Consider the following 21376-nt stretch of genomic DNA (forward strand, 5'->3'; position numbering starts at 1 on the left):
GAGCCCCGCCCCCGCCGTTCATTCCGCTCCGCCTCCCCCGCCGCCGCGGCCGGGCCGCTCGTCCCCGTACCGCCGGTCCTCACCCTGTCCCCGGACGCCTCGCCCTCCGCCACGCAGCCCTTCGTCAGGGAGCCCCTCGGCCGGGAGCTCCTCGTCAGGCATCCCCTCGTCAGGGCGCCCCTCGTCTCCCCGCGCACCGCCGGTCCCCGGCCGCTCGTATCCGCCGAGCAGTTCGTCCACCGGCATCCGCCCGGGCACGTCCGGCGCCCGGGCCCTCCGCCTCCGCAGCAGCCGCCGCACGGCGTAGGCCGCCGCCGCCGTCAGCGCCGCCGCCACCAGCGCCACGGGCACCAGCAGCAGCAGCGCCCACACCGGCACCCGCCACTCACCCAGCGCGTCCAGAACGTAGACCGACGCGGCGCCGATCAGCAGCAGACCCAGCAGCAGCCGGGCAGGTTCGAAACGGTGCCGGTTCATCGGCGGGCCTCGCTCAGCTCGTCCCCGGGCACGCTGCCGGCAGGCAGGTCGTCGGTCCGTTCACCGGAGGGGAGCAGACGCACGATCTCCAGCTGTCCGACCGTCACGTCCGCCGACAGCCTCAGCGTGCCCTTCGCCTCGCCGCGGCCGGAAGGCGCCAGGGTCAGCCGCTCGTGCCGGTGGAGGCCGCCGATGCTCTCCACCACGAAGTGCTCCCCCTTGCGCTCGGTCCGCGAGGGCAGCCGGATCTCGCCCGCGCCGACCTTCGCGTCGAGTTCGACGCTGGTTCCGCTCGGCACGACCACCTTCATCGATCCGGCACCGATCCGTACCCGCGTGCGCACGGTCTCGCGGTCACCGGTGAACCGTACGCCGCCCAGGTCGAGTTCAGCGGCGCCGCCGTCGAGTTCGTAGACACCCGCGACGTCCGTGGCGGAGGCCGGTGCCCAGGTGACTTCGCGCCAGTCCGTGCCGATGCTCTTCGGGATCAGGGAGACGCCGGCCAGCATCACGGCCGTGACGACCGTCAGGAACACCGTCCCGAAGCCGACCCGGCCCGCGAACGCGCTGACCGCGAGGCCGATTCCGTACACCGCGAGAGCGCAGGCCAGCCCGACCGTGAGACCCGTGCCGAGCGACCGAGGGTCCCAGGCGGCGGCGGTCCCGGCGACCGCCGCGACCGCCGCCAGCGTCGCGAGCAGCCCGCCGAATCCGCCGTCCCGGCCGCGGCCCGGACGGACGCCCGCCCCGGGAGGCATCCAGGGACCCCGGCGCGGAGGGTGCCCGTGCCCCGGGTGCGTCTCCGCCTCGTCGGGCCCCCACAGATACCCGGTGTCATAAGACGTGCCGGGGCCGTCCTTCGTCAGCGGCTCACGCCACCACGACGGCGTCCCCGGCACGGGCGGAGCCTGCGCCTCCGGCGGCGCGTCGGCGACCGCGTGCGCCGTCGCCGGATCGACAGGGGCGCCGACGGCCTCCGCCGCCTCGGCCTCCCGCCGGTGGCGCGACCAGAACGCGGCACCGGCGACCGCCGCCGCGAGGAGCACGGAGAAGGGTGCGCTGCGGTTGCCCAGCGACGCCAGGAAGAGCCCGCAGCCGACGAGGGCCACGAGGATCGCCGAGAGCGTCGTTCCCTCGACGCGGCCGGACAGCAGCCACCGTGCCTCGTTCTGCTGCTCGCCCTCCTCCGGGATCAGCAGCCATGCGACGCCGTAGAAGACGAGGCCGAGCCCCCCGATGACGGAGAGGACGACGAGCGGCACACGGAAGATGACCGGGTCCAGGTCGAAGTAGCGGCCGAGGCCCGAGCACACACCGGCGGCGACCTTGGGACGGCGGCTCCGCGTGAGCCTCGCGTCCCCGGGACCGGTGCCGTCGTGGCCGTCGCCCGGCCCCCCGCCGGCGGCGCCACCCGTGGGGCCTGCACCGAAGCCGCCGGGAGCAGCGCCGTGGCCGCCGCGCACCTCTGCGCGGTCACCGCGGGCCCCGCCACGTTCATCGCGCCGGGCGCCGTCGCCGCCCGCGTCGCCGTCACCGCCCGCGTCGCGGGGCACCGGCCCGTCCGCCGGCTGATGCCGCGGCGGCACGTGCTCGTCGTCCTCCGTCATGCGCCCATGGTGTCCCCTCCCTCCCACCGGGTACATCCGGGCCCGTCCCCCACACGACCCTGATTCCGGCGCCGCACACCCCGCCTCCCCGTGCCCGCGTGAGGGTGCACGTACGGGTGGAGGATCAGGGACGACCCTGATGCCCCGCACCGCACACGCGTGTGACGATCGGTGCATGACCCCCGCCTCGTCGACCGCTTCCGGCCCCGGCGCCGCCCGCGCGGCCACGGGGGTACCCCCGGCGCAGCCAGGGGGAGGGCCGCCGACCGCCGACGACGCCTCGCCGCCCCCGCTGCGCAAGCTCTACCGCAGCGCCGAGGGCCGCATGCTCGGCGGCGTCGCCCGGGGCCTGGCAGGACACTTGGGGCTGCCGGTGTCCTGGGTCCGCATCGTCTTCATCGCCCTCAGCGTCACCCAGGGGCTGGGCGTGCTGCTCTACGCGGCCTTCTGGTTCGTCGTACCGCTCGGCACGGGCGGAGTGGGCACCGGCCGCAGACCGGCCGGCCCGCCCGCCGCCGGCGCGGAGTCCGCCGCGGGCCCCGAGGCCGGGGGCCGGGAGAGCGACGGGGGCTGGTCGCGGCTGCGGGTGCGCAAGCCCGACAAGGGCCAGATCTTCGCCGTTCTGGCGCTTCTCGTCGGCGCGGCCGTCATCGCCGACAACCTGCAGTTCGGACGGATCAACACCTATGTGTGGCCGGTGCTGCTGATAGGCCTCGGCGTGGTCCTGGTCTGGCGCCAGGCCGACGACGCACGCCGCGCGCACTGGGCCGAGGTCAGCCGCCGCCGCGGTCTGGTCCCCCTCGCGCGCAGTGCTGCCGGAGTGGTGCTGGTGGCGGTGGGGGTGAGCGGAATCGTCGTCGTGCAGGGGTCGGCCAGCCATCTCGGCCCGGTCCTGCAGGCCGCCCTCGCCGTCCTCGTCGGTGTCGCGCTGCTCGCGGGCCCGTATCTGGTGCGGATGATGCAGGACCTCTCCGAGGAGCGGCTGATGCGCATCCGCGCGCAGGAGCGGGCCGAAGTCGCCGCGCACGTCCACGACTCGGTGCTGCACACCCTCACCCTGATCCAGCGCAGCGCCGACGACTCCCGCGAAGTGGCCCGCCTCGCCCGGGCCCAGGAGCGCGAGCTGCGCAACTGGCTGTACAAGCCGCACGGCAGGGGCAAGGAGGACGAGAAGGCGCAGACCCTCTCCGAATCCGTCAAGGAGACGGCGGCCGAGGTCGAGGACCGTCACGGAGTGCCGATCGAGGTCGTCTGCGTCGGCGACTGCCCCCTCGACGAAGGGCTCGACGCACAGATCCAGGCAGCGCGGGAGGCGATGGTGAACGCCGCCAAGTACGGTGGCGACAGAGGGGCGGTCCAGGTGTTCACGGAGGTGGAGGGGCGCACGGTGTTCATCTCCGTGCGCGACCGTGGCCCCGGCTTCGACCAGGACGCGGTACCGGAGGACAGGATGGGCGTGCGCGAGTCCATCATCGGCCGCATGCGCCGCCACGGAGGCACGGCCCGGCTGCGGTCGGCGCCCGGCGAGGGGACAGAGGTGGAGCTCGAAATGGAGAGGGCGGCCCAGTCGTGACCAACGAGACACCAGGCACCGCAGAAGGCGCCGGCACGGGCACGTCCCGCCGGGTCCGCGTGGTCCTCGTCGACGACCACCGCATGTTCCGTGCGGGCGTGCAGGCGGAGATCGGCCGCACGGACGAGACGGGCGTCGACGTCGTCGGGGAGGCCGGCGACGTGGAACAGGCGGTCTCCGTGATCGCAGCCACCCGCCCCGACGTCGTGCTGCTGGACGTCCATCTCCCCGGCGGAGGCGGCGTGGAGGTCCTGCGCCGGAGCGCCCCGATGATGGGCGCGGCCGAATCGCCCGTGCGGTTCCTCGCCCTGTCGGTGTCCGACGCGGCCGAGGACGTCATCGGCGTCATCCGCGGCGGTGCGCGCGGCTACGTCACCAAGACCATCACCGGCACCGACCTCGTAGACGCGATCTTCCGCGTCGCCGACGGTGACGCGGTCTTCTCACCGCGCCTGGCGGGTTTCGTCCTGGACGCCTTCGCCTCCACCGACGCCCCGCCCGTCGACGAGGACCTCGACCGGCTCACCCAGCGCGAACGCGAGGTGCTGCGTCTGATCGCGCGCGGCTACGCGTACAAGGAAGTGGCCAAGCAGCTCTTCATCTCCGTGAAGACGGTCGAGTCCCATGTCTCGGCGGTACTGCGGAAGTTGCAGCTGTCCAACCGTCACGAACTGACCCGCTGGGCGGCCGCGCGGCGCCTGGTCTGAGCCGCTCCGCCACCCGGCGCGGAACCGTACGGGTCCGCGCAGGGCAGGGCCGCGGACCGGCACCGCACGGCATCCCGCGCCTGACCGGGCGTCGCGACGTACCTGATGTACCGCACACATGCTCCGGGTTCGGCTGCGGCCGGTCGTCACGATGGCGCAGGATGGTGGCGTGGCCCGCTCATTGCCGTGCAGAAGCGGCGGGCTCGTAACCGGCCGAGGCCGACCCCGGGGAAGTTCGGGCCATGAGGAGAGCTGGGGGTCTCGGCGGCTGCGGGCACGTGCGCAGAGGTGTTCGCCATGACTCAGCCACCGCAGGACGATGACGTCGGTCCGCGGTACACGGGGCAGCGGCCTCCCCCGCCGCCGGTGCCGCGGCAGCCTCCGCCGCAGCAGATCCAGCCGCGCCAGCCGCCGCCGCAGCCGCCCACGGCCGGGTACGGGTACTGGGATTCGGCGACGCAGCAACTCCCGCCGGAGCCCCCGCCGCAGCCTCCGCTGCCGCCACAGCAGGCGTCGTGGCAGACGTCGTGGCAGACGCCGGCTCCACCGCCGGCGCCCCCGCCACCGCCGTACGACTACGAGTACCTGTCCGACGGCTCGTACCAGCAGCCGCCGCCGGGCTACGGCTACCCGCCGACGGGACCGCGGTGGGCCGCCCACTCGACGCGGAAACTCGTCGTCCTTCTCACGGGGACGGTCGTCGCGATGCTGCTCGTCGCCGGCGGCGTCTACTACATGGTGGTGGGCGAGCGCGGTGGAGGGGCCGGAGCGAGCGCGCCGAGCGGCGACGAACCCGAACCGGGACCTGCCGGCGAGCGGCCCGACGGCGGGCAGAAGGGCCCCGGCCAGGACGACGGCGCGGGACGCGGCGGACAGGCCGCCGGGCAGAAGGCGTTCATCGGCACGTGGCAGTCGCGCGGCGGGGAGACGCTGACGGTGGGCCGGGAGGTCCGTTCCGGCAAGGCAGCCGGCAAGAACGCCGTTTCCTACAACCGCCTCGGCCGCCTGTCCACCTGCCCCGGTGTCGGCGAGCTGAACAAGTCCGGCGCGGCATTCCGGCTGGCCCTCAAGTGCGTCAACGGAAAGGTGAGGAGCGACCTCACGGGCAACGCGGGCCGCTCCGGCGCCAAGCTCACCGTCGAGTGGGAGGGCGGCACCAAGGACACCTTCGAGAGGCGGGGCGCGCGCAACGCGGGATGAGACCGGCACGAGCCCGGGGACCGTGTCCGGTGCGGCCGCCGGCGACGCCCGCCCGCACGCACCGGCCGGTGCTCACCCCGCGGGAGGCGCACCGGCCCCGCCGGGCTGCCCCGGACGGCGCATCAAGCGGCCCGACGGCGAAGCCCGGCAGTCGGCGGCCCGGACGCGCGGCAGCGCGCGACGCCCGGCGGTCGGCGCGCGGTGGTCGGCGGCACGGACGGTCGACAGCGCCCGGCGGCGCGCGGCGCTCGGCGACCCGACGGTCGACAGCACGCGGCAGCCCGGACGGTCGGCAGCCCGGACACTCGTTGCGCGGGCCGCCGCGGTCAGGAGCGGCCCGCCAGGTCGCGCACCTGCTGTCCCGAGAGTGCCGAGCCGAAGGCCCGCACCTCGTCGACGGTGCCCCTCAGCCCTTGGAAGGGCACTCCGTCGAGCAGTCCCCTGCCGACCGTGAAGGCTCCGTCCGCCCGCCAGTCCCGCCCGTGCCTGACCGTGTCCTCGAGCCTGCCGTCGACGTACAGCCGGATCACGTTGCCCGGGTCGTCGTAGACGCCGGTCAGCCGGGTCCAACTGCCCACCTCCGGCGAGGAGTCGGACAGGGCCACGCTCTGCCCGGCCTCCGAGGAGTCGTCACCCCGGATCGCCATCGCCCAGCGGTCCTCGGCGGCGTCGTACCGCAGCGAGAACCCGCTCACGGCCCGGCCGTCCTGGCTGACGACGGTCTGGGAGCCGCCCTTGTCCTGCAGCTTCACGCGGACGGAGACGGAGAAGCTGGACGCGGTGTCGAGCACGCCGCCTTCCGAGCTGACGTCCTGCGACCCGTTGAACTGGAGGGCGCCGTTCAGCAGCGCGGGCAGCGGGTCGCCGAAGAGCGTCCCGAGGATGCCGTTGGCGGAGCTGTCCGCCGTCGTCGCCCCCTGCACCGTGTCGAAGAGCCATTCCAGTGCCGTGTCGACGGCCGGCACCCCTCTCGGCGGCTCGCTGCCGCTGCCGCCGGGACGTCCGCCGCCGTTCCCGCGGGGCGGGGCGGTCTCCGTGGCCGTGACGGTGGCGGTTGCGGTGGCCGTCGCCGTCGTCGGGGATGGCCGGGCCGGCTGGGCGGTGACCTGCGAACCGCCCCTGGCGGGCGGTGATTCGGCGCTCTGCGGCGAGCCGGGGCGGAAGGCCCCGGTGTAGGCGACGGCCACGACGAGCGAGCACGCGGCCACGAGTGCCGCGCTCTGCACCACGCGCCTGGTCCTGTGCCGTCTCCTCTCCTCGCCGGGGCGGGCGTCCGCGTCGTCAGCACCCGGGTCTCCTCCCAGGAGCCGGCCACCGGCTCGGCCGCCGGACCAGCGGAGCATCAACCCCCGCCATCCTCCCGCGTGTTGGTCCCCGTGGATGCGCTCCCCGTCGCCCGCGCCGCCCGCGGCTCCGGTCCTGGCGGCGGTGTCGTCCTGAGAGCCGTGTGCGGCGCGGGCGCCCGCCGACGAGGGCAGGCTGGAGGCGGCGTACTCCGGTCCGCCCCACGGAAGCAGCGCCTCCGCCAGCAGCGCCCCGCAGTGGACGTGCATCAGCCCGAGGTCGTCGACGGCCTGTGAGCAGTGTGCGCACCGCTCCAAATGCGGCAGGAGGTCCGCCGCGGTCTCGATCGACTTCTGGTCCGCGTAGGCGAGCACCGTCCGCTGGAGGCGACGGCACTCGTCCTCCCGCATCTCGTCCTGGTGCATGCGCACGTAGGCGTTGTAGAAGTCCCGCCGCGCACGCCTGCCGAGCACCGAGACCTCGTCGGTCCCGCCGCCGAGGAGCTGGTCGATCCTGGCCACGCCGTCGTACTCGACGGCGTAGTGCCACAGCACCGTCTGCGCGTGAGCGGGAAGCGATCCGAAGGCCCGCGCCGCCCTCGACGTGCGGGGGAAGTCGTCCGCCGAGGAGTCCCCGCGGCCCTCCGAGACGTAGCTCTGGATCCAGCTGACCAACTCTTCGTGCAGATCCTCGCGTTTGGCCGTTCCGGCCCAGTCGGCCGTCGTACGCAGCACCGAGCACAGCGCGTGCGGACGCACGGCGCCGACACCCGGGTCCGCGCGTAACGCCGTCGTCGCGCGGCGCCACGCGTTGCCGGCCAGTTCCTCGGCCGCGGACGAACCGACGGTGCACACCGCCGCGAAGGCCTTCACGGCCTGGAAGTGGCGCCGCTGCAGTTCACGGAGCGCATCGGGGGACGACTCGCCCTCCTCCCGCACCAGCGAGAGGAGTTCAGCGTCTGACAGTTGCGCCCATTCCATCCGTTCGTTCAATCCCCAGACTCGACGGCGTCCCGATGCCGAGACGGATGCTCAGAGTGCATGGCCGATAACAGTACGAGGATACGACGTACCGGCGGCCGAATCGGCTCCATCGAGAGGGGCCGGGGAAGATGCCCGAAAAGACTGCAGACATAACGGACTTACCGATCCAACCGAACAGGAGGGGACAAGTCGGTGACCGGCCTGCGGGCATCCGCGTCAGTCGTCGCTGCCGCCGCCCTTCTGGAAACCGTACGGACAGGGCAGCCGGCGCCGCGCGGCGCCGGTGAGCCGCTTCACCTGCGAGGACTCCAACTCCCAGTCCACAACGGCGGGATGGGAGGCGAACTGCTCCATCGTGCGCGCACCGACGATCGACGCGGTCACACCGTCCTGCCGGAGCAGCCAGTTGACCGCCCCTGGGCCGGAGGACGCCCCGACTCCTCGGCGACAGCGAAGAGTTCGTCGAGTACGCGCCACGTCCGCAGGGCCTGCGCCCCTCCGCGGTCGGCGCGTTCCGGCGGGCCGGCGCGTAACCCCTCGCCTCCCCGGCGGCGCCGGATCTTTCGCTTCTGTGACGGTGCCGTACGGGGCGGGGCGTACCGGCCGCAGCGCACCTACCATCACGGCATGTCCGTACCCCGTTGGAAGAACCTCACCCGCGACATCGTCCTCGTCGTGGCGGCGCCCCTCGTGCTGGCCGGGTTCGGGCTCACGCACCCGGCCGGGCTGCGGCCGCACAACGCCGTGATGTGGGCGGAGATGCACATCTGGCTGCTGCCCGTCTGGCCGCTGCTGGCGCTCGGCCTGGTCGTGCCCCTGTGGGGAAGGCCGCGCCCTGACGTGCCGGGCGTGGCCACCGTCGTCGCGTGGACCGGCGCCTTCGGCTACGCCTGCTTCTACACGGGACTGGACGCCGTCGCCGGCATCGGGGCGGGCATCGCCGAGCAGCACGGCGGCGAACAGCGCCGCCGCGTCGTCAACCCGCTCTTCCACACCGGTGACGCGCTCGGTCAGGCCGGCGTGTGGTGCCTGACGGTCGCGGTGGTCGCGGCGTCGGTCGCGCTGTGCCTCAGGCACGGGGCACGCGTGCTGCCGGGCACAGCGGTGCTGCTGGTGTCCTGCTGGTCGTTCTTCGACAGCCACATCTTCAACCCGCGGGGGGTGGTGACGATGCTCGGCTTCGCGCTCGGCTTCGGCCTGCTCGTGTGGGCGGCGGCGCGGCCGGCGAAGGACGGTACGTCCCACGCACGGCCTGCGGCCTGAGCCGGGCGGCTATCGGACGCGGCCGCCGAAGAAGACCTGGGTCTCGGTGATGCGCCCGTCGCGGACCGTCGCGACCTCGACGTTGCGGTGCCGCTCGCCGGTCCTCAGCTCGTACTCGTAGAGGAGGAAGACGTCGTCGCCGCCGGCGGGCACGACCGCCAGGATCTCCTGCCACCGGAAGCGTTCCGCCGTGGGGAAGCAGCGCTCGAAGAACGCGTCCCTGTCGATGTGGTCGTCCTGCGGGCTGGTGAAGCGGTAGTCGTCGGCGATCAGCCGTTCCGCACGCTCGCGGTCCTGCGCGATGTAGCTCTCCATGCAGGCCCTTACGACCTCGGTCCCGGTGGCACCCGGCACAGCAGCTCTCCCTCGGTACGTGATGTCCTTGCGGCGGTGCAGACCGCCGCCGGGGCCGGGACTCATCGGAGTGGAGCGGCAGCCGGTGCCGGTCCCGCCTCCCGAAAACCGGGACGCGCTGCCGTCCGGGCCGTGAAAAGCTTGCCCCATGACCAGGACGACCCCGGACGGACGCCCCGTCCCCGCAGCGCACGCCGGCGAACGCGCCATGCTGGAGGGCTGGTTGGACTTCCACCGCGCCACCCTGACCCTCAAGTGCGCGGATCTCGACGACAGTCAGGTCCGTGAGCAGCCGGTGAAGCCGTCCTCGATGACGCTGCTCGGACTGGTGCAGCACATGGCGGAGGTCGAACGCAACTGGTTCCAGCGGGTCTTCGCCGGTCAGGACGTCCCGAGGCTGTATCAGGAGGGAGAGGACGGGTTCACGCTCGTTCCCGGACGCGGCATGGACGAGGCGATGGCCGTCTGGCAGCGCGAGGTCGGGCGGGGCCGCGAACTGACGGCCGACGCCTCCCTCGACGACTCGGGCGGCCTTCCCGAAGAGGCAGCGGCCATCATGGGCGAAGACAGCGTGTCCCTGCGCTGGATCCTGGTCCATATGATCGAGGAGTACGCGCGGCACAACGGGCACGCCGACCTGCTCCGCGAGCGCATCGACGGCACTGTCGGCAGCTGAGCCGCCGCGAGGATTCCGAGCAGCACCACTGCCGCGGCGGCGGCCCCGACGATCCGCTTCCGACGGTCCGGGCGGCGAGGCCCCCGATATCGGTCACCGGGAAACCTACCGCCGCGGACGCCGGACCTCCGAGATCGTCGGGCCCGGCCCGGGCGGCCGTCTACAGGTGGTCGATCCCGGTGAGGTCGATGTCGACCTGGAAGGGCACCGAGAGCTTCAGCTGATCATGGTGGATGCCCGTGACGGCGTACACCATCGTCGTCGGGTCCAGCTCGTAGACATAGACCACCGGACGGTCCTCGTCACCGGACATCTCCACGCGCCAGAAGTGCGGGATGCCCGCCCGGGCGTACTTGTGCGGCTTGGTGTCGCGGTCCCGCTCCTGGGAGTCCGGCGAGACGACCTCGACCGCCAGCACGACGTCCTCCGCCTCGTAGCGGGTCTGGCGCCCGTCCTTGTCCGCTTCGGCACGGACCACGCAGATGTCCGGTTCCGGGACGGTGCCGGGGCTGAGGACCACCGCCATCTCCCGGCGCACACGCAAGGTCTCGGGAACCGTGGCGCGCATCCCGCTTTCCAGCAAGTACATCGCCAGCGAATGGAACTTCCGCTGTGGGCTCACGAAGACCAGGCTCCCGTCGATCAGCTCAGTGTGCGGCGGGAGGTCGGGCAGATTGAACAGGTCGTCCACGGTGTAGCCCTGCCGCGGCGGCACGGGCCACCGCGATTCCGCGGCCGGGGAATCGCCGGCGGTGGGCACGGGCTCGGCGGTCATGGTTCCTCCCATGGACGGGATTCTTGGCCCTGTGCCCACCGTAGCGGGCCGGAAAGCCCTCTGGTCACTCAGAGGCATGAAGCACAACGCCGCGTTGACGGGTGGCGCGCCCGGGGCGCTCTCCCCGTCCGCCCCCGCTCACTCCCACTCGATCGTGCCCGGGGGCTTGCTCGTGATGTCGAGCGCGACGCGGTTGACGCCGGAGACCTCGTTCGTGATGCGGGTGGAGACGCGGGCCAGCACGTCGTACGGCAGCCGCGACCAGTCCGCGGTCATCGCGTCCTCGGACGAGACCGGGCGCAGCACCACGGGGTGCCCGTACGTGCGCCCGTCTCCCTGCACCCCGACGGAGCGGATGTCGGCCAGCAGCACGACCGGGCACTGCCAGATCTCGCGGTCCAGGCCGGCGGCGGTCAGCTCCTCGCGGGCGATGGCGTCGGCCTCGCGCAGCACGTCCAGGCGCTCGCGGGTGACCTCGCCGATGATGCGGATTCCGAGGCCGGGCCCGGGGAACGGCTGCCGCTGGACGATCTCCTCCGGCAGGCCCAGCTCCTGGCCGACCATGCGGACCTCGTCCTTGAACAGCTTCCGCAGCGGCTCGACCAGTTCGAACTCCAGGTCCTCCGGCAGTCCGCCCACGTTGTGGTGGGACTTGATGTTGGCCGCGCCGGTGCCGCCGCCGGACTCGACGACGTCGGGGTAGAGGGTGCCCTGCACGAGGAAGGCGACGTCCTCGCCTGCGGCACCCGCCTCGGCGACGAGCTCTGCCTGCGCCTGCTCGAAGACCCGGATGAACTCACGTCCGATGATCTTCCGCTTCTGTTCCGGGTCGGAGGCTCCGGCCAGCGCCGCGATGAAGCGGTCGGCGGCGTCGACGACCTTCAGCTGCACGCCAGTGGCGGCGACGAAGTCCTTCTCCACCTGCTCCGTCTCGCCCTTGCGCATCAGCCCGTGGTCGACGTACACGCAGGTCAGCTGCGTACCGACGGCCTTGTGGACGAGGGCGGCGGCCACGGCGGAGTCCACGCCGCCGGACAGCCCGCAGATGGCGCGCTTGCTGCCGATCTGCTCGCGGATCGCCGCGACCTGCTCGTCGACGATGCTCGCGGTCGTCCAGGTCGGGGAGAGACCGGCGCCGCGGTAGAGGAAGTGCTCCAGCACCTGCTGGCCGTGCGTGGAGTGCATGACCTCGGGGTGGTACTGGACGCCGTACAGCCCGCGCTCGTCGTTCTCGAACGCGGCGACCGGGACCATGTCCGTCGACGCGGTGACCGTGAAGCCCTCGGGGGCCGCGGAGCAGGCGTCGCCGTGCGACATCCACACCTGCTGGTGCGAGGGGGTGCCCTCGAAGAGCGTGGAGACGCTCTTCGAGACCGACAGGTCCGTGCGCCCGTACTCCCGGCTGCCGGTGTTGTCGACGGTGCCGCCGAGGGACTGGGCCATCAGCTGGAAGCCGTAGCACAGACCGAGGACGGGGACGCCGGCGTCGAAGAGCGAGCTGTCGAGCGAGGGTGCGTCCTCGGCGTACACGGACGAGGGGCCGCCGGAGAGAATGACCGCCTTCGGGTTCCTGGCCAGGATCTCCTCCACGGGCATGGTGGAGGGCACGACCTCGCTGTAGATCCGCGCCTCACGTACGCGGCGCGCGATGAGCTGCGCGTACTGGGCGCCGAAATCGACCACGAGGACGGTCTCCGGGGCGTCCGGAGAAGCGGAGGCGGATTCCGGGGAGCCTGAGCCCCGGGGGGCGGGCGCTGATGCCACGGAGCGGCTGCCTTTCGGCCTTTACGGCGGTGGTACGGGAGCGTGGGACGGCGTGGACGGCGCTTGTGCACGCCGTGCCGGAGCGCGGAGCACGTGCTCGCTTCGTACGGCCGATTCTAACGGGAGGCGCCCGTGGGGCCGCTCGGCCTCCACAGCGGCCTCGTGCATACTGTCGGGCATGTTCGAGCTGCCCGTCACCACCAGCTTCTGGTTCGGCCACGGAACCGGCCCTCACGGCCGCCGTGGTCGAGCTGCTTGATCCACCGACGAGCGACTCACCGGGCGCCCCGGGCCGGCAAAGGCCCGGGGCGCTCTTGGTTCAGGGGGTGTCCGGCGGATCTTTGAGGACCAGCCCGCGGCGTCGGATGCGGTGCATCGCGAGGCGGAGGATCGCCCTCGTACTGGGCGTACTCGGGCGACTCCGACAACACAGCGAGGTGCCGTAGCCGGCGTCGCGGGCCCGAGAAGATCCGCCGGACACTCCCTCGTCGCACCGGGCGGCCCAGGGCTCCGCCGTACGTACGACCTACGAGGACGGAGACGTGAACACCATGAGCACCGAAGCCGCAGAGACCACCGGGCGTACCGGGCGTACCGGCCCGGACACGACGGTGGCGGGCACGGCGGGCGGGCGGGAGTCCGCAGCCGCGGTCCGCTCCCGCATCGACGACCTGGACGCCCGCATCATCGCGCTCGTGCAGGAACGCAGGGCGGTCGCGGTCGGCGACATCCGCCGGGCGCATGCCGGGGCGGGAGAGAGCCGGACCGCGGAAAGCGCCCGCACCGCACAAAGCGCAGGGACCGGCGAAGGCGCCCGGACCGGCGAAGGCGCGGGCCTGGCCCGTGAGATGGAGATCCTGAACCGCTACCGCGGCGAACTGGGCCGTCCCGGCACGCAACTTGCCATGACACTGCTCGCACTGTGCAGAGCGCAGCCGTGAACCGGGGCGTGCGCCTCCTCCGACCGGTGCGGCGTTCGCACAACGCGGCAAATCCGCAGCGCACCGGTCACCCGTAAGGAGCGTGACCGCCGCGTGAGCGGGTTCGTTGGTCCCGGTGACCCCGATGCCCGCCGGACGTCCGGCGTTCGGGGCGCGCCATCGCAGCGATGAGACGCCCGTTCCTCCTCGTGGGCGGGGACGGAAGTGTCGTGGGACCTCGCTCCGGCGCGAGTGACCGGTCAGCAGGGGACAGCAGCCCGGTCACCAACTCTCCCCGCGCGGGGAGACAGTGGCCGGTCCGGGGGACGCTCCGGACCGGCCGCTCCGCGGACCGGGAGTCCCTGCGAGTCGGGAAGATTCTCGGGAGATTGTCGGCCGACGGTAAAAGTTCCGTCCGGCCGGTACGGATGCGGTGACCGTGGTACCGACGCCTTGCGCGGCACGTGCGCATCCAGCACGATGCACACGAACTCCCTTTCAGGACCCGGCCGTTGACCTGCCGTGCAGCTTGCTGCCGTCAGCCGCGACGGCCAGGCGGCACTACCCCCCGGTGCCGCTCCTCCAGCCGGGCGCTGCCCTGACGCCCTTGCTGGACGCCAAGAGCCCCGTGGCGCCGGCTTCACCACCCGGTCGGCGCCACGGGGCCCTTCGCGTGTGCACGGGGTTCCCGGGCGTGTGCGCGGGCCCGCCCCCGCCGGCAGAACTGCCCGGCCGGGGGCGGAACTCGGGGACTACTCCACCTCCGCGCTCTCCTTCGCCACCGTCTCCTGCCTCCTGGCCGGCACCTTCGGGACGGGCAGCACGGTCAGCCGCAGCGCCCCGAACGCGTCGTCCGGAACGACCGGTGCGCGCGGCGCCACCGGCGCCATCCGCACGTACTGCGATCCCTGCTCGGGACGCGCGTCCTCCTCGCCCCTGTTGGGCCACATGGACATCGCGCGCTCCGCCTGCGCGGTGATGGTGAGCGCGGGGTTGACGCCGAGGTTCGCGGAGACGGCGGAGCCGTCCACGACGGTGATGCCCGGGTGCCCGTAGAGGCGGTGGTACGGGTCGATGACCCCGCTTGCAGCGTCCGCGCCGATCGGGCAGCCGCCGAGGAAGTGCGCCGTGAGCGGCATGCCCAGCAGCTCCCCGAGGTTGGTCCCGGCGAAGCCGTTGATGTCCTCGGCGAGATGCCGTGCGGCCTCCGCGCCCTCGGGGATGTAGGCGGGGTTGGGCGCGCCGTGTCCCTGTCGCGCGGTGAGCAGTCCCTTCCCGAGGCCCTTCGTCTTCCGGTACGTGGTCAGGGAGTTGTCGTGGGTCTGCATCACCAGGCCGATGATGATCCGCTCGGACCACTTGCGTCCGGAGAGCGACCGCAGGAACAGATTCGGGTGCCGCAGGCAGGTGACCAGGTGTCCCAGCAGCTTGGGCAGCTTCGTTTCGTGGTTCACCTGGAGCGTCGTCAGGGCGCTCATCGCGTTGGAGCCCCTGCCGTAGCGGACGGGCTCGATGTGCGTGTGCTCGTCGGGGTGCACGGAGGACGTGATCGCGACGCCCCGTGTGAAGTCGAGCTTCCGGCTGTCCTTCCACTTCTTGCGGTAGCGCCGCTCGATGGTCTGCGCGCCCACCAGCGCCTCGGAGTTGGTGCGGGTCAGCTCGCCGAGGCGTTCGGAGAGCCTCGGCAGGGTGCCGGTGTCGCGCATGCGGTGCAGCAGGGTCTGCGTCCCGTACGTGCCGGCTGCCATGACCACCTTGCGGGCACGCAGCACAGTCCGGGGGCCCTTGCGCTTGTCCGTCGCGACGCAGGTGACGGAGAAGCCCTGCCCGTCCGGCAGTTCCGCGACCTCGCGCACAGTCGTCATCGGGTGGACGACGGCGCCCGCCTTCTCGGCGAGGTAGAGGTAGTTCTCGTTGAGGGTGTTCTTCGCGCCGTGGCGGCAGCCGGTCATGCACTCGCCGCACTCCGAACAGGCCCTGCGCGAAGGGCCCGCTCCGCCGAAGTACGGGTCGGCGACCTCGCCGCCGGGCTCCGTCGTCGCCTTGCCGTCGGCGTCCTGGCCGTCGCCGAAGAAGACGCCGACCGGAGCCATGTGGAAGGTGTCGCCGACGCCCATCCGCTCGGCGGCCGTCTTCAGATGCTCGTCCGAGGGCGTCATCGTGGGGTTGAGCCGTACGCCCAGCATCCGCTGTGCCTGGTCGTAGAAGGGCTTCAACTCCTCCTGCCAGTCCGTGATGTGGCCCCACTGGCGGTCCTGGAAGAAGGCCGGCGGCGGAACGTAGAGGGTGTTGGCGTAGTTCAGCGAACCGCCCCCCACACCGGCGCCTGCCAGGATCATGACGTTGCTGAGCACATGGATGCGCTGGATGCCGTAGAGGCCGAGCGCGGGGGCCCAGATGTAGTTCTTCGTGTCCCAGGAGTTCCTGGGCAGGGTCTCGCGGGTGTAGCGGCGTCCCGCCTCCAGCACTCCGACGCTGTACCCCTTCTCGGTGAGACGGAGAGCGGAGACGGAACCGCCGAAGCCGGAGCCGATGACAATCACGTCGTAGTCGTACGAACCGCCCTCATTCGGGGCGGAGTTCTCCTCGGGCACGGTGGGCCTCCGGTGCGAGTGGTTCGGCTCGGGATCGGTTGTACGGTTCGTCGGGCTGGGCCGGCTCGGCGGACGCCGGCCAGGGTCAGCGGAAGCGGAGAGCCTTGAGCGCCTTCAGAGAAAGGCTCATGAACTGGGAGTACTTCGCGTCGTCCATGCCGAAGGACGGCGCCATCGGCAGCACGCGCTGGTGCGCCACGGTCTGCGACTCGGTGTACTTGAGGATGCCCTCGCTGCCGTGCCGTCTGCCGAGGCCGGAGTCGCCCATGCCGCCCATCGGGGACTGCACGCTGCCGTAAGCCGCCGCGTACCCCTCGTTGACGTTGACGGTGCCGCTGCGCAGCCGCGCCGCGACCTCCCGCGCCTGGCGTCCGTTGCGGCCCCAGACGCTCGCATTCAGGCCGTACGCGGTGGAGTTGGCGAGCTCCACGGCCTCGTCCACGTCCGAGTAGCGGTATACGGAGACGACGGGGCCGAAGGTCTCCTCGGTGCACACGGCCATCGGCGACTCGACGCCGTCGAGGATCGTCGGCTCGTGGAAGAGCGGCCCCACATCGGGCCGTGCGCGCCCGCCCGCGAGCACCTTCGCGCCCTTGGCGACCGCTTCCTCGATGTGCCGGCTGACGTTGTCGAGCTGCTTCTGTGAGACGAGGGAGCCCATGTCGGCGCCGTAGGCGAGTGCCGAACCGAGCCGCATCCGCTTCGTACGGGCGACGAAGCGCTCAAGGAACGCGTCCGCCACCGACTCGTGCACGTACAGCCGCTCGATCGAGATGCACAGCTGGCCCGCGGAGGAGAAAGCACCGCGCACCGCGCCCGCCGCGGCCTTGTCCAGGTCGGCGTCGGGCAGCACGATCATGGCGTTCTTGCCGCCCAGTTCGAGGGAGGCGCCCACCAGGCGCTCCGCCGCCTTCTGCGCCACGCCGCGGCCGGTCCTGGTGGAGCCGGTGAACGAGACGTAGTCGCCGCGCTCGACGACCGCGGGGCCGACCACATGACCCTCACCGATGACGACCTGCCACACGTTCTTCGGCAGCCCGGCCTCGATGAGCAGACGGCGCGCCCACAGGGCGGTCAGCGCCGTCTCCGTGTCGGGCTTCATCACGACGGCGTTGCCCGCGGCGAAGGCGGGAAGGGCGTCGCCCACGGAGAGTTCGAAGGGGTAGTTCCAGGGCGCGATCTGCCCGACGACGCCACGGGGATGACGGTTCTCCGTCACCTTGGTCAGGACGGGGATCGCACCCGTGTGCCGCTTGGGACGCAGGTAGGCGGGGGCACGCCGCCCGTAATGACGTGCGGCAACCGCGACGGCCTGCACCTCCTCGTGCGCGTGCAGCCGGGTCTTGCCGGTCTCCAGCTGGATCAGGTCCAGGACCTCGTTCTGACGCGCCAGCACCAGGTCGTGGAAGCGCAGCAGGACGGCGGCCCGCTCCTGTACGGGCGTCGCGGCCCACGCGCCCTGTGCCTCGCGGGCGCGGTGGAAGGCGAAGGCGACGTCCTCGGGCGTCGACTCCGGCAGCTCGGCGAGCTTCTTGCCCGTGAACGGCGTGTGACTGGACGTGCGGCCGCTGCCGATCACTCCCTCGGTGAGGGCCTCGACGAGTTCGGAGGTGACGACGTCGGCGGCCGTGCGCACCCCTGCCGGCGCGGCGGCCACCGGGTTGCCGCCGGGAGTGCCTTCGGATGTGGCGCTGCCACCGGCGGTGCCGCGGTCTTCGCCGTTGCTCTGGGAGCGGGTGTCCTGCGTGTCCGTCATGCGAGAGAGAGTACGACCCCGGAAACACGCTGCATACCCGGCGGTAACCACTTTCACCGAATCTGCCAGTGAACGCTGGCGTGACGATTCTGCGGTCACGCCGGCTCATGTCTCCGACGCCGGCACCGGCCGCGGCACCGGGCCGAGTCGGGCCGGGGCCGGGGTCGGGCCGGGGTCGGGCCGGGGATCGGGGCGGGCCGGACCGGGGATCGGGGCCGGGAACCGCGGCACCCCGGCCGCGGCACGGCGTACGCAGATCAGCGCCCGGTGGAGCGGTAGGTGTCGGCCACGGCCTCGAAATGCCGGTCGATCTCCTCCTTCTTGCCCTTCGAGCCCATCACCATCACCACGTGGTAGCGCCCGTCGAGGATCATCGCGCGGTTGCGTGCGTACACGTCGCGGCCGCCGTCCTTCCAGCTGAAGGTGCCCTCGGCCATGGCGGTTTCACCGACGTCGATGCGCCGCAGGCCCGATGTCGACGCCCAGTCCGAGGCCCGGTAGGCGCTCAGCTCGGGCTCGTCGTCGCTCTGGTAGGCCATCGGATCGTTGCCGAACTTCCGTACGCTGTCGCGGCCGTTGACGACGACCATCTCGACCTCGCCGCCGTTGTAGCGGACCTGGCCGCGGCCGGTCGTCGAGCGGCGGTTCCACTCGTCGGGAACGGCGATCCGGAAGCCCGCGGGATCCCGGCTGAGCTTGTAGCCCTTCGGTGCCTTGCCGGCGGCGGGCGGGCGCTGCTTCCCGGCGTCGCCTCCGCCGTCGCCGTCCCCTTCGCCGCTGCCGCCCCCGTCGCCGCTGCCGTCACTGCCGTCACCGGGCTGCGAGGAGGGCTTGCTCTCGCCCCCGACCGAGCCGCGCTGATGGTTCGAGGCGCCGCTCGTGCCGTCCTTCGGCATGAACCACACCGCGTACGCCAGTGCCGCCGCCAGACCCGCGAGCACGAGCCCCACCAGCACGCCGCCGAGCCTGCGGGGGCCCGCACCCTGCCGTGGCTTCTTCTCCCGCGCGGACCGGGGCCGTCCGTGCGCGGCCCGTTCGCGCCCGGGTTCCGGTGTCTGACCGGGCGGGGGCGGGACGGGGCCGGGCTGCCGGTGCTGCGTGTGATGACGCGCTTCCTGGTCGGCCGCGGCCCGATGGCGGCGGTCCTGACCGGGCGGGGCCGGGTGGGGGGCAGCCGGGGGCCGCTGCTGCTTCTGACGGCGCTGTTCCCGCTGCTGATGCCGGTGCTGCTGCCTCTGCTCGGCGCGGGCCGCGCGTCTCGCCGCCCGCCGTCTGCGTACGAGCTCGCCGCGACGGCGCAGTATCGGCAGCCGTCTCGGGTCCGACGTGCCGCCGGGGTCCAGGGAGGGGGCGTACACCGTGTGCCAGCCGACCTCCGGCTCCGGTGCGGAGCGCACCAGGGACCGCAGCCAGCCCCGCAGCTCCTCGAAGTCCGGCCGCTCCGTGGGGTCCTGACGCAGCAACGACTCGACGACGGGACGCAGCGGGCCGCACTCCTCCGCGAACGCGGGAGGTTCCCCGCACACCATCTGCACCAACTCGGCGACATCGTCCTCGGGGTAGGGCGCATGCCCCTGCACGGCACGGAAGAGCAGAACGCCCAGCGCCCACAGGTCCGCGGACGGGCCCACCGGCGGCGCCAGCCGCCAGTTCTGATGCACCGGCCCGGCCTGCTCGGGCGCCCACCGCTCGCCGACCGCACCGACGACCGTCATGCGCGCCTGCCGCGCACGTTCGGCGGCCAGCGCGGTGGCGGGGCCGTGGAAGCCTTGTGGCGCGCCGTGCTCCTCGGCACCCTCAACACCCCAGGGCCGGCTGCCGGAGCCCTCGGCCGACGGACCGTCGTCGTACGGGCCTTCGGAGTAGGAGCCTTCGCCGAACTCGCCCTCGTCGTACGGAACATCGGCGCCGTACGGCACATCGTCGCCGTACGGAACGTCGTCGCCGTACGGAACGTCGTCTCCATTGGGGACGTCGGCGCCGTACGGAACGTCGGAGCCGTAGGGGACGTCGGCGTACCGGGAGCCCTCCGGTCCGCCCTCGCGTCCGTGCCCGGGCCGGGACTCGGGCCCGGGCTCAGCCGGACGCCAAGTGGCCTTCACCGGATGGCTGTTGGGCGGACGTGAACCCGGCAGATCGCTCGGGGTGACCTCGTCCTCCCCGGACGGGAACCAGCGCACGTAGTCGTCCGGCGTGGCGTGACGGGTGTCCGCGGGGGGCGCCGACCTGGGGCGGTTCCACCAGTCCTCCCCCGCACGCCCCTCGTCCTGCTGCCGCCGCTCCTGCCCCTCCCCCTCCGGTTCCCCGCGTTCCGTGCCGTGCACGCGGGCCGCGGCGCCGCGCCGTGCCCCCGCCTGGTAGGCCGCCACGGCACCGCTGCGCGGGCCGCGCCCCCCGGTTTCGTACCCGTGGCGCACGGGCCCGCCGCCCTGCTGCGCCGGGCCGGAGCCGGTGCCGGCGTCGGTACGGGTCCCGGTGCCGGCGTCGGTGCCGGTGTCGTTCCCGAGGCTCTGGAGGCCGAAGATGCCGCGCGGTGAGCCGCCGGCCCCCGAAGTGCCCGTGCCCGCAGCGCTGTTCGGGCCGGAGCCGACCCCGCGCCCGTACGGGTCGTCCGCCTGGTCCGCCTGCCGTTCGTCGAAGCCCTCGGGAAGCGCGATGCCCTTCAACGACGCCGGTACGGGCGCCCCTTCGGGCCCCGCCTGCGGCCGCTGCCCGCCTGCGTCCGTCCCGCTGCCGCCGCCACGCCGCGGTTCCCCCGGAATGTTGCCGCTGGGCGGCAGCGCCACCCGCTCGGAGTCGGGCAGAGGACTGTATCCGCACAGCGCCTCCTCGGCCGCGCCGACCGCGAGCCCCGTCAGCAGGGCCCGCCCGTCGTCACAGATGAGGACCGTGCGGGGGGTGACGTTCCGGTGGGTCCAGCCGTGCGCGTGGACCACGCGCAGCGCGGTCAGCAGATCGGCCGCGATCTCCGCGGCTCGGTGCGCGGTCAGGGTCTGGTGCGAAAGCAGCGTCGCCAGCGGCGTGGCGGGCAGCAACTCGCTGACGATCCACAGGCCGTCACCCTCGACGAAGACGTCGAAGACCTGGTCGAGCCTGGGGTGGTCGGGCAGCCGCGCGGCCGCTATCGCCGCGTCGAGGGCCCGCCGGACGGCGGGATCGGCGGGCCTGCGAGTGGCGCGCCCGACCGAGCCGCGGAATGCGGCGCCCTGTGCGGTGCCGTCGACAGCGGCACCGCCGTCCTCCAGCACCTCGGCCTCGACGATCTCGGGCAACGGCACCTGGCGCACGAGCACTTCCTGCCCGCTGACCGTGTCGTAGGCCACCGACTCCGTCAACTGGTGCGAATCGGCGGTGGTACGGGGCAGGCGGTAGCGGTCGGCGAGCAACCGTCCCGTCTTGTCCGCGTAGTCCTCCACGACGCCTCCCCACCGCGCGCGAGACCG

Annotated in this window: 16 protein-coding genes; 6 read left to right on the forward strand and 10 right to left on the reverse strand. The window is 72.8% G+C overall.

What is annotated here, in order from left to right:
• Positions 1 to 18: 18 nt before the first annotated feature.
• Positions 19 to 477 (reverse strand): hypothetical protein, encoded by a 459-nt coding sequence (locus tag H180DRAFT_RS29790; protein ID WP_074466735.1) that lies wholly within the window; start codon positions 475 to 477, stop codon positions 19 to 21.
• On the reverse strand, positions 474 to 2084 hold the full coding sequence (locus H180DRAFT_RS11100) for a PspC domain-containing protein (protein WP_074466736.1): 1611 nt from the start codon (positions 2082 to 2084) through the stop codon (positions 474 to 476). Before H180DRAFT_RS11100 ends, H180DRAFT_RS29790 begins: the two co-directional genes overlap by 4 nt.
• A 139-nt stretch (positions 2085 to 2223) precedes the next feature.
• Between H180DRAFT_RS11100 and H180DRAFT_RS11105 the strand changes: the two genes are divergently transcribed.
• The 3 genes from H180DRAFT_RS11105 to H180DRAFT_RS11115 all read left to right on the forward strand — a co-directional run bounded on the left by H180DRAFT_RS11105 (position 2224) and on the right by H180DRAFT_RS11115 (position 5564).
• Entirely contained in the window at positions 2224 to 3657 is a 1434-nt protein-coding gene (locus tag H180DRAFT_RS11105) for an ATP-binding protein (RefSeq protein ID WP_107097621.1), read from the forward strand.
• Positions 3654 to 4364, forward strand: a complete 711-nt coding sequence (locus H180DRAFT_RS11110; RefSeq protein WP_055485849.1) for a LuxR C-terminal-related transcriptional regulator — start codon at positions 3654 to 3656, stop codon at positions 4362 to 4364. Before H180DRAFT_RS11105 ends, H180DRAFT_RS11110 begins: the two co-directional genes overlap by 4 nt.
• A gap of 297 nt (positions 4365 to 4661) precedes the next feature.
• Positions 4662 to 5564 carry a hypothetical protein gene (locus H180DRAFT_RS11115; protein ID WP_055485850.1) on the forward strand — a complete coding sequence of 301 codons (903 nt, stop codon included), beginning with the start codon at positions 4662 to 4664 and terminating at the stop codon, positions 5562 to 5564.
• A 326-nt stretch (positions 5565 to 5890) separates the two neighbouring features.
• Here H180DRAFT_RS11115 and H180DRAFT_RS11120 read toward each other — a convergent pair whose 3' ends face one another.
• Both H180DRAFT_RS11120 and H180DRAFT_RS29795 read right to left on the reverse strand, forming a co-directional pair.
• The gene (locus H180DRAFT_RS11120) at positions 5891 to 7828 is read right to left on the reverse strand and encodes a LamG domain-containing protein (protein ID WP_055485851.1); all 1938 of its coding nucleotides are present in this window, start codon (positions 7826 to 7828) and stop codon (positions 5891 to 5893) included.
• A gap of 219 nt (positions 7829 to 8047) precedes the next feature.
• The gene (locus tag H180DRAFT_RS29795; RefSeq protein ID WP_159033573.1) at positions 8048 to 8215 is read right to left on the reverse strand and encodes a hypothetical protein; all 168 of its coding nucleotides are present in this window, start codon (positions 8213 to 8215) and stop codon (positions 8048 to 8050) included.
• Positions 8216 to 8458: 243 nt separating this feature from the next.
• Between H180DRAFT_RS29795 and H180DRAFT_RS11125 the strand changes: the two genes are divergently transcribed.
• Positions 8459 to 9094, forward strand: coding sequence for a hypothetical protein (locus H180DRAFT_RS11125; protein ID WP_055485852.1), 636 nt, complete (start codon positions 8459 to 8461; stop codon positions 9092 to 9094).
• A gap of 9 nt (positions 9095 to 9103) precedes the next feature.
• Here the strand turns inward: H180DRAFT_RS11125 and H180DRAFT_RS11130 are convergent, their stop codons facing one another.
• A complete protein-coding gene (locus tag H180DRAFT_RS11130; protein WP_074466737.1) occupies positions 9104 to 9448 on the reverse strand; it encodes a nuclear transport factor 2 family protein in 345 nt (114 codons plus the stop codon).
• Positions 9449 to 9596: 148 nt separating this feature from the next.
• Here H180DRAFT_RS11130 and H180DRAFT_RS11135 point away from each other — a divergent pair, with 148 nt between their 5' ends.
• Positions 9597 to 10124: a DinB family protein gene (locus tag H180DRAFT_RS11135; protein ID WP_055485853.1), complete on the forward strand. Its 528-nt coding sequence runs from the start codon at positions 9597 to 9599 to the stop codon at positions 10122 to 10124.
• Positions 10125 to 10284: 160 nt separating this feature from the next.
• On the opposite strand, the gene H180DRAFT_RS11140 is transcribed toward H180DRAFT_RS11135, so the two are convergent.
• Together H180DRAFT_RS11140 and guaA are read right to left on the reverse strand one after the other, a co-directional pair.
• On the reverse strand, positions 10285 to 10911 hold the full coding sequence (locus tag H180DRAFT_RS11140; protein ID WP_074466738.1) for a Uma2 family endonuclease: 627 nt from the start codon (positions 10909 to 10911) through the stop codon (positions 10285 to 10287).
• Between the two features lie 126 nt (positions 10912 to 11037).
• Complete coding sequence (gene guaA / locus H180DRAFT_RS11145; protein WP_254665975.1) at positions 11038 to 12582, reverse strand: glutamine-hydrolyzing GMP synthase; 1545 nt, start codon at positions 12580 to 12582, stop codon at positions 11038 to 11040.
• Between the two features lie 632 nt (positions 12583 to 13214).
• Between guaA and H180DRAFT_RS11150 the strand changes: the two genes are divergently transcribed.
• Positions 13215 to 13604, forward strand: coding sequence for a chorismate mutase family protein (locus H180DRAFT_RS11150; protein ID WP_139151379.1), 390 nt, complete (start codon positions 13215 to 13217; stop codon positions 13602 to 13604).
• Positions 13605 to 14335: 731 nt separating this feature from the next.
• On the opposite strand, the gene H180DRAFT_RS11155 is transcribed toward H180DRAFT_RS11150, so the two are convergent.
• The 3 genes from H180DRAFT_RS11155 to H180DRAFT_RS11165 form a co-directional block, all read right to left on the reverse strand.
• On the reverse strand, positions 14336 to 16177 hold the full coding sequence (locus H180DRAFT_RS11155; protein ID WP_055485857.1) for a GMC family oxidoreductase N-terminal domain-containing protein: 1842 nt from the start codon (positions 16175 to 16177) through the stop codon (positions 14336 to 14338).
• 85 nt (positions 16178 to 16262) lie between these two features.
• On the reverse strand, positions 16263 to 17933 hold the full coding sequence (locus H180DRAFT_RS11160; RefSeq protein ID WP_079100017.1) for a succinic semialdehyde dehydrogenase: 1671 nt from the start codon (positions 17931 to 17933) through the stop codon (positions 16263 to 16265).
• Positions 17934 to 18190: 257 nt separating this feature from the next.
• A complete protein-coding gene (locus tag H180DRAFT_RS11165; protein ID WP_055485858.1) occupies positions 18191 to 21349 on the reverse strand; it encodes a hypothetical protein in 3159 nt (1052 codons plus the stop codon).
• Positions 21350 to 21376: the final 27 nt, after the last annotated feature.

The sequence above is a fragment of the Streptomyces sp. WMMB 322 genome, from assembly GCF_900090145.1.
Classification (GTDB): Bacteria; Actinomycetota; Actinomycetes; order Streptomycetales; family Streptomycetaceae; genus Streptomyces.

Coding starts and splice junctions, on each gene's coding strand:
- H180DRAFT_RS29790 (WP_074466735.1), bottom strand. CDS start 477: ATGAACCGGCACCGTTTCGAACCTGCCCGGCTGCTGCTGGGTCTGCTG.
- H180DRAFT_RS11100 (WP_074466736.1), bottom strand. CDS start 2,084: ATGACGGAGGACGACGAGCACGTGCCGCCGCGGCATCAGCCGGCGGAC.
- H180DRAFT_RS11105 (WP_107097621.1), top strand. CDS start 2,224: ATGCCCCGCACCGCACACGCGTGTGACGATCGGTGCATGACCCCCGCC.
- H180DRAFT_RS11115 (WP_055485850.1), top strand. CDS start 4,662: ATGACTCAGCCACCGCAGGACGATGACGTCGGTCCGCGGTACACGGGG.
- H180DRAFT_RS11120 (WP_055485851.1), bottom strand. CDS start 7,828: ATGGAATGGGCGCAACTGTCAGACGCTGAACTCCTCTCGCTGGTGCGG.
- H180DRAFT_RS11125 (WP_055485852.1), top strand. CDS start 8,459: ATGTCCGTACCCCGTTGGAAGAACCTCACCCGCGACATCGTCCTCGTC.
- H180DRAFT_RS11135 (WP_055485853.1), top strand. CDS start 9,597: ATGACCAGGACGACCCCGGACGGACGCCCCGTCCCCGCAGCGCACGCC.
- H180DRAFT_RS11140 (WP_074466738.1), bottom strand. CDS start 10,911: ATGGGAGGAACCATGACCGCCGAGCCCGTGCCCACCGCCGGCGATTCC.
- H180DRAFT_RS11150 (WP_139151379.1), top strand. CDS start 13,215: ATGAGCACCGAAGCCGCAGAGACCACCGGGCGTACCGGGCGTACCGGC.
- H180DRAFT_RS11160 (WP_079100017.1), bottom strand. CDS start 17,933: ATGACGGACACGCAGGACACCCGCTCCCAGAGCAACGGCGAAGACCGC.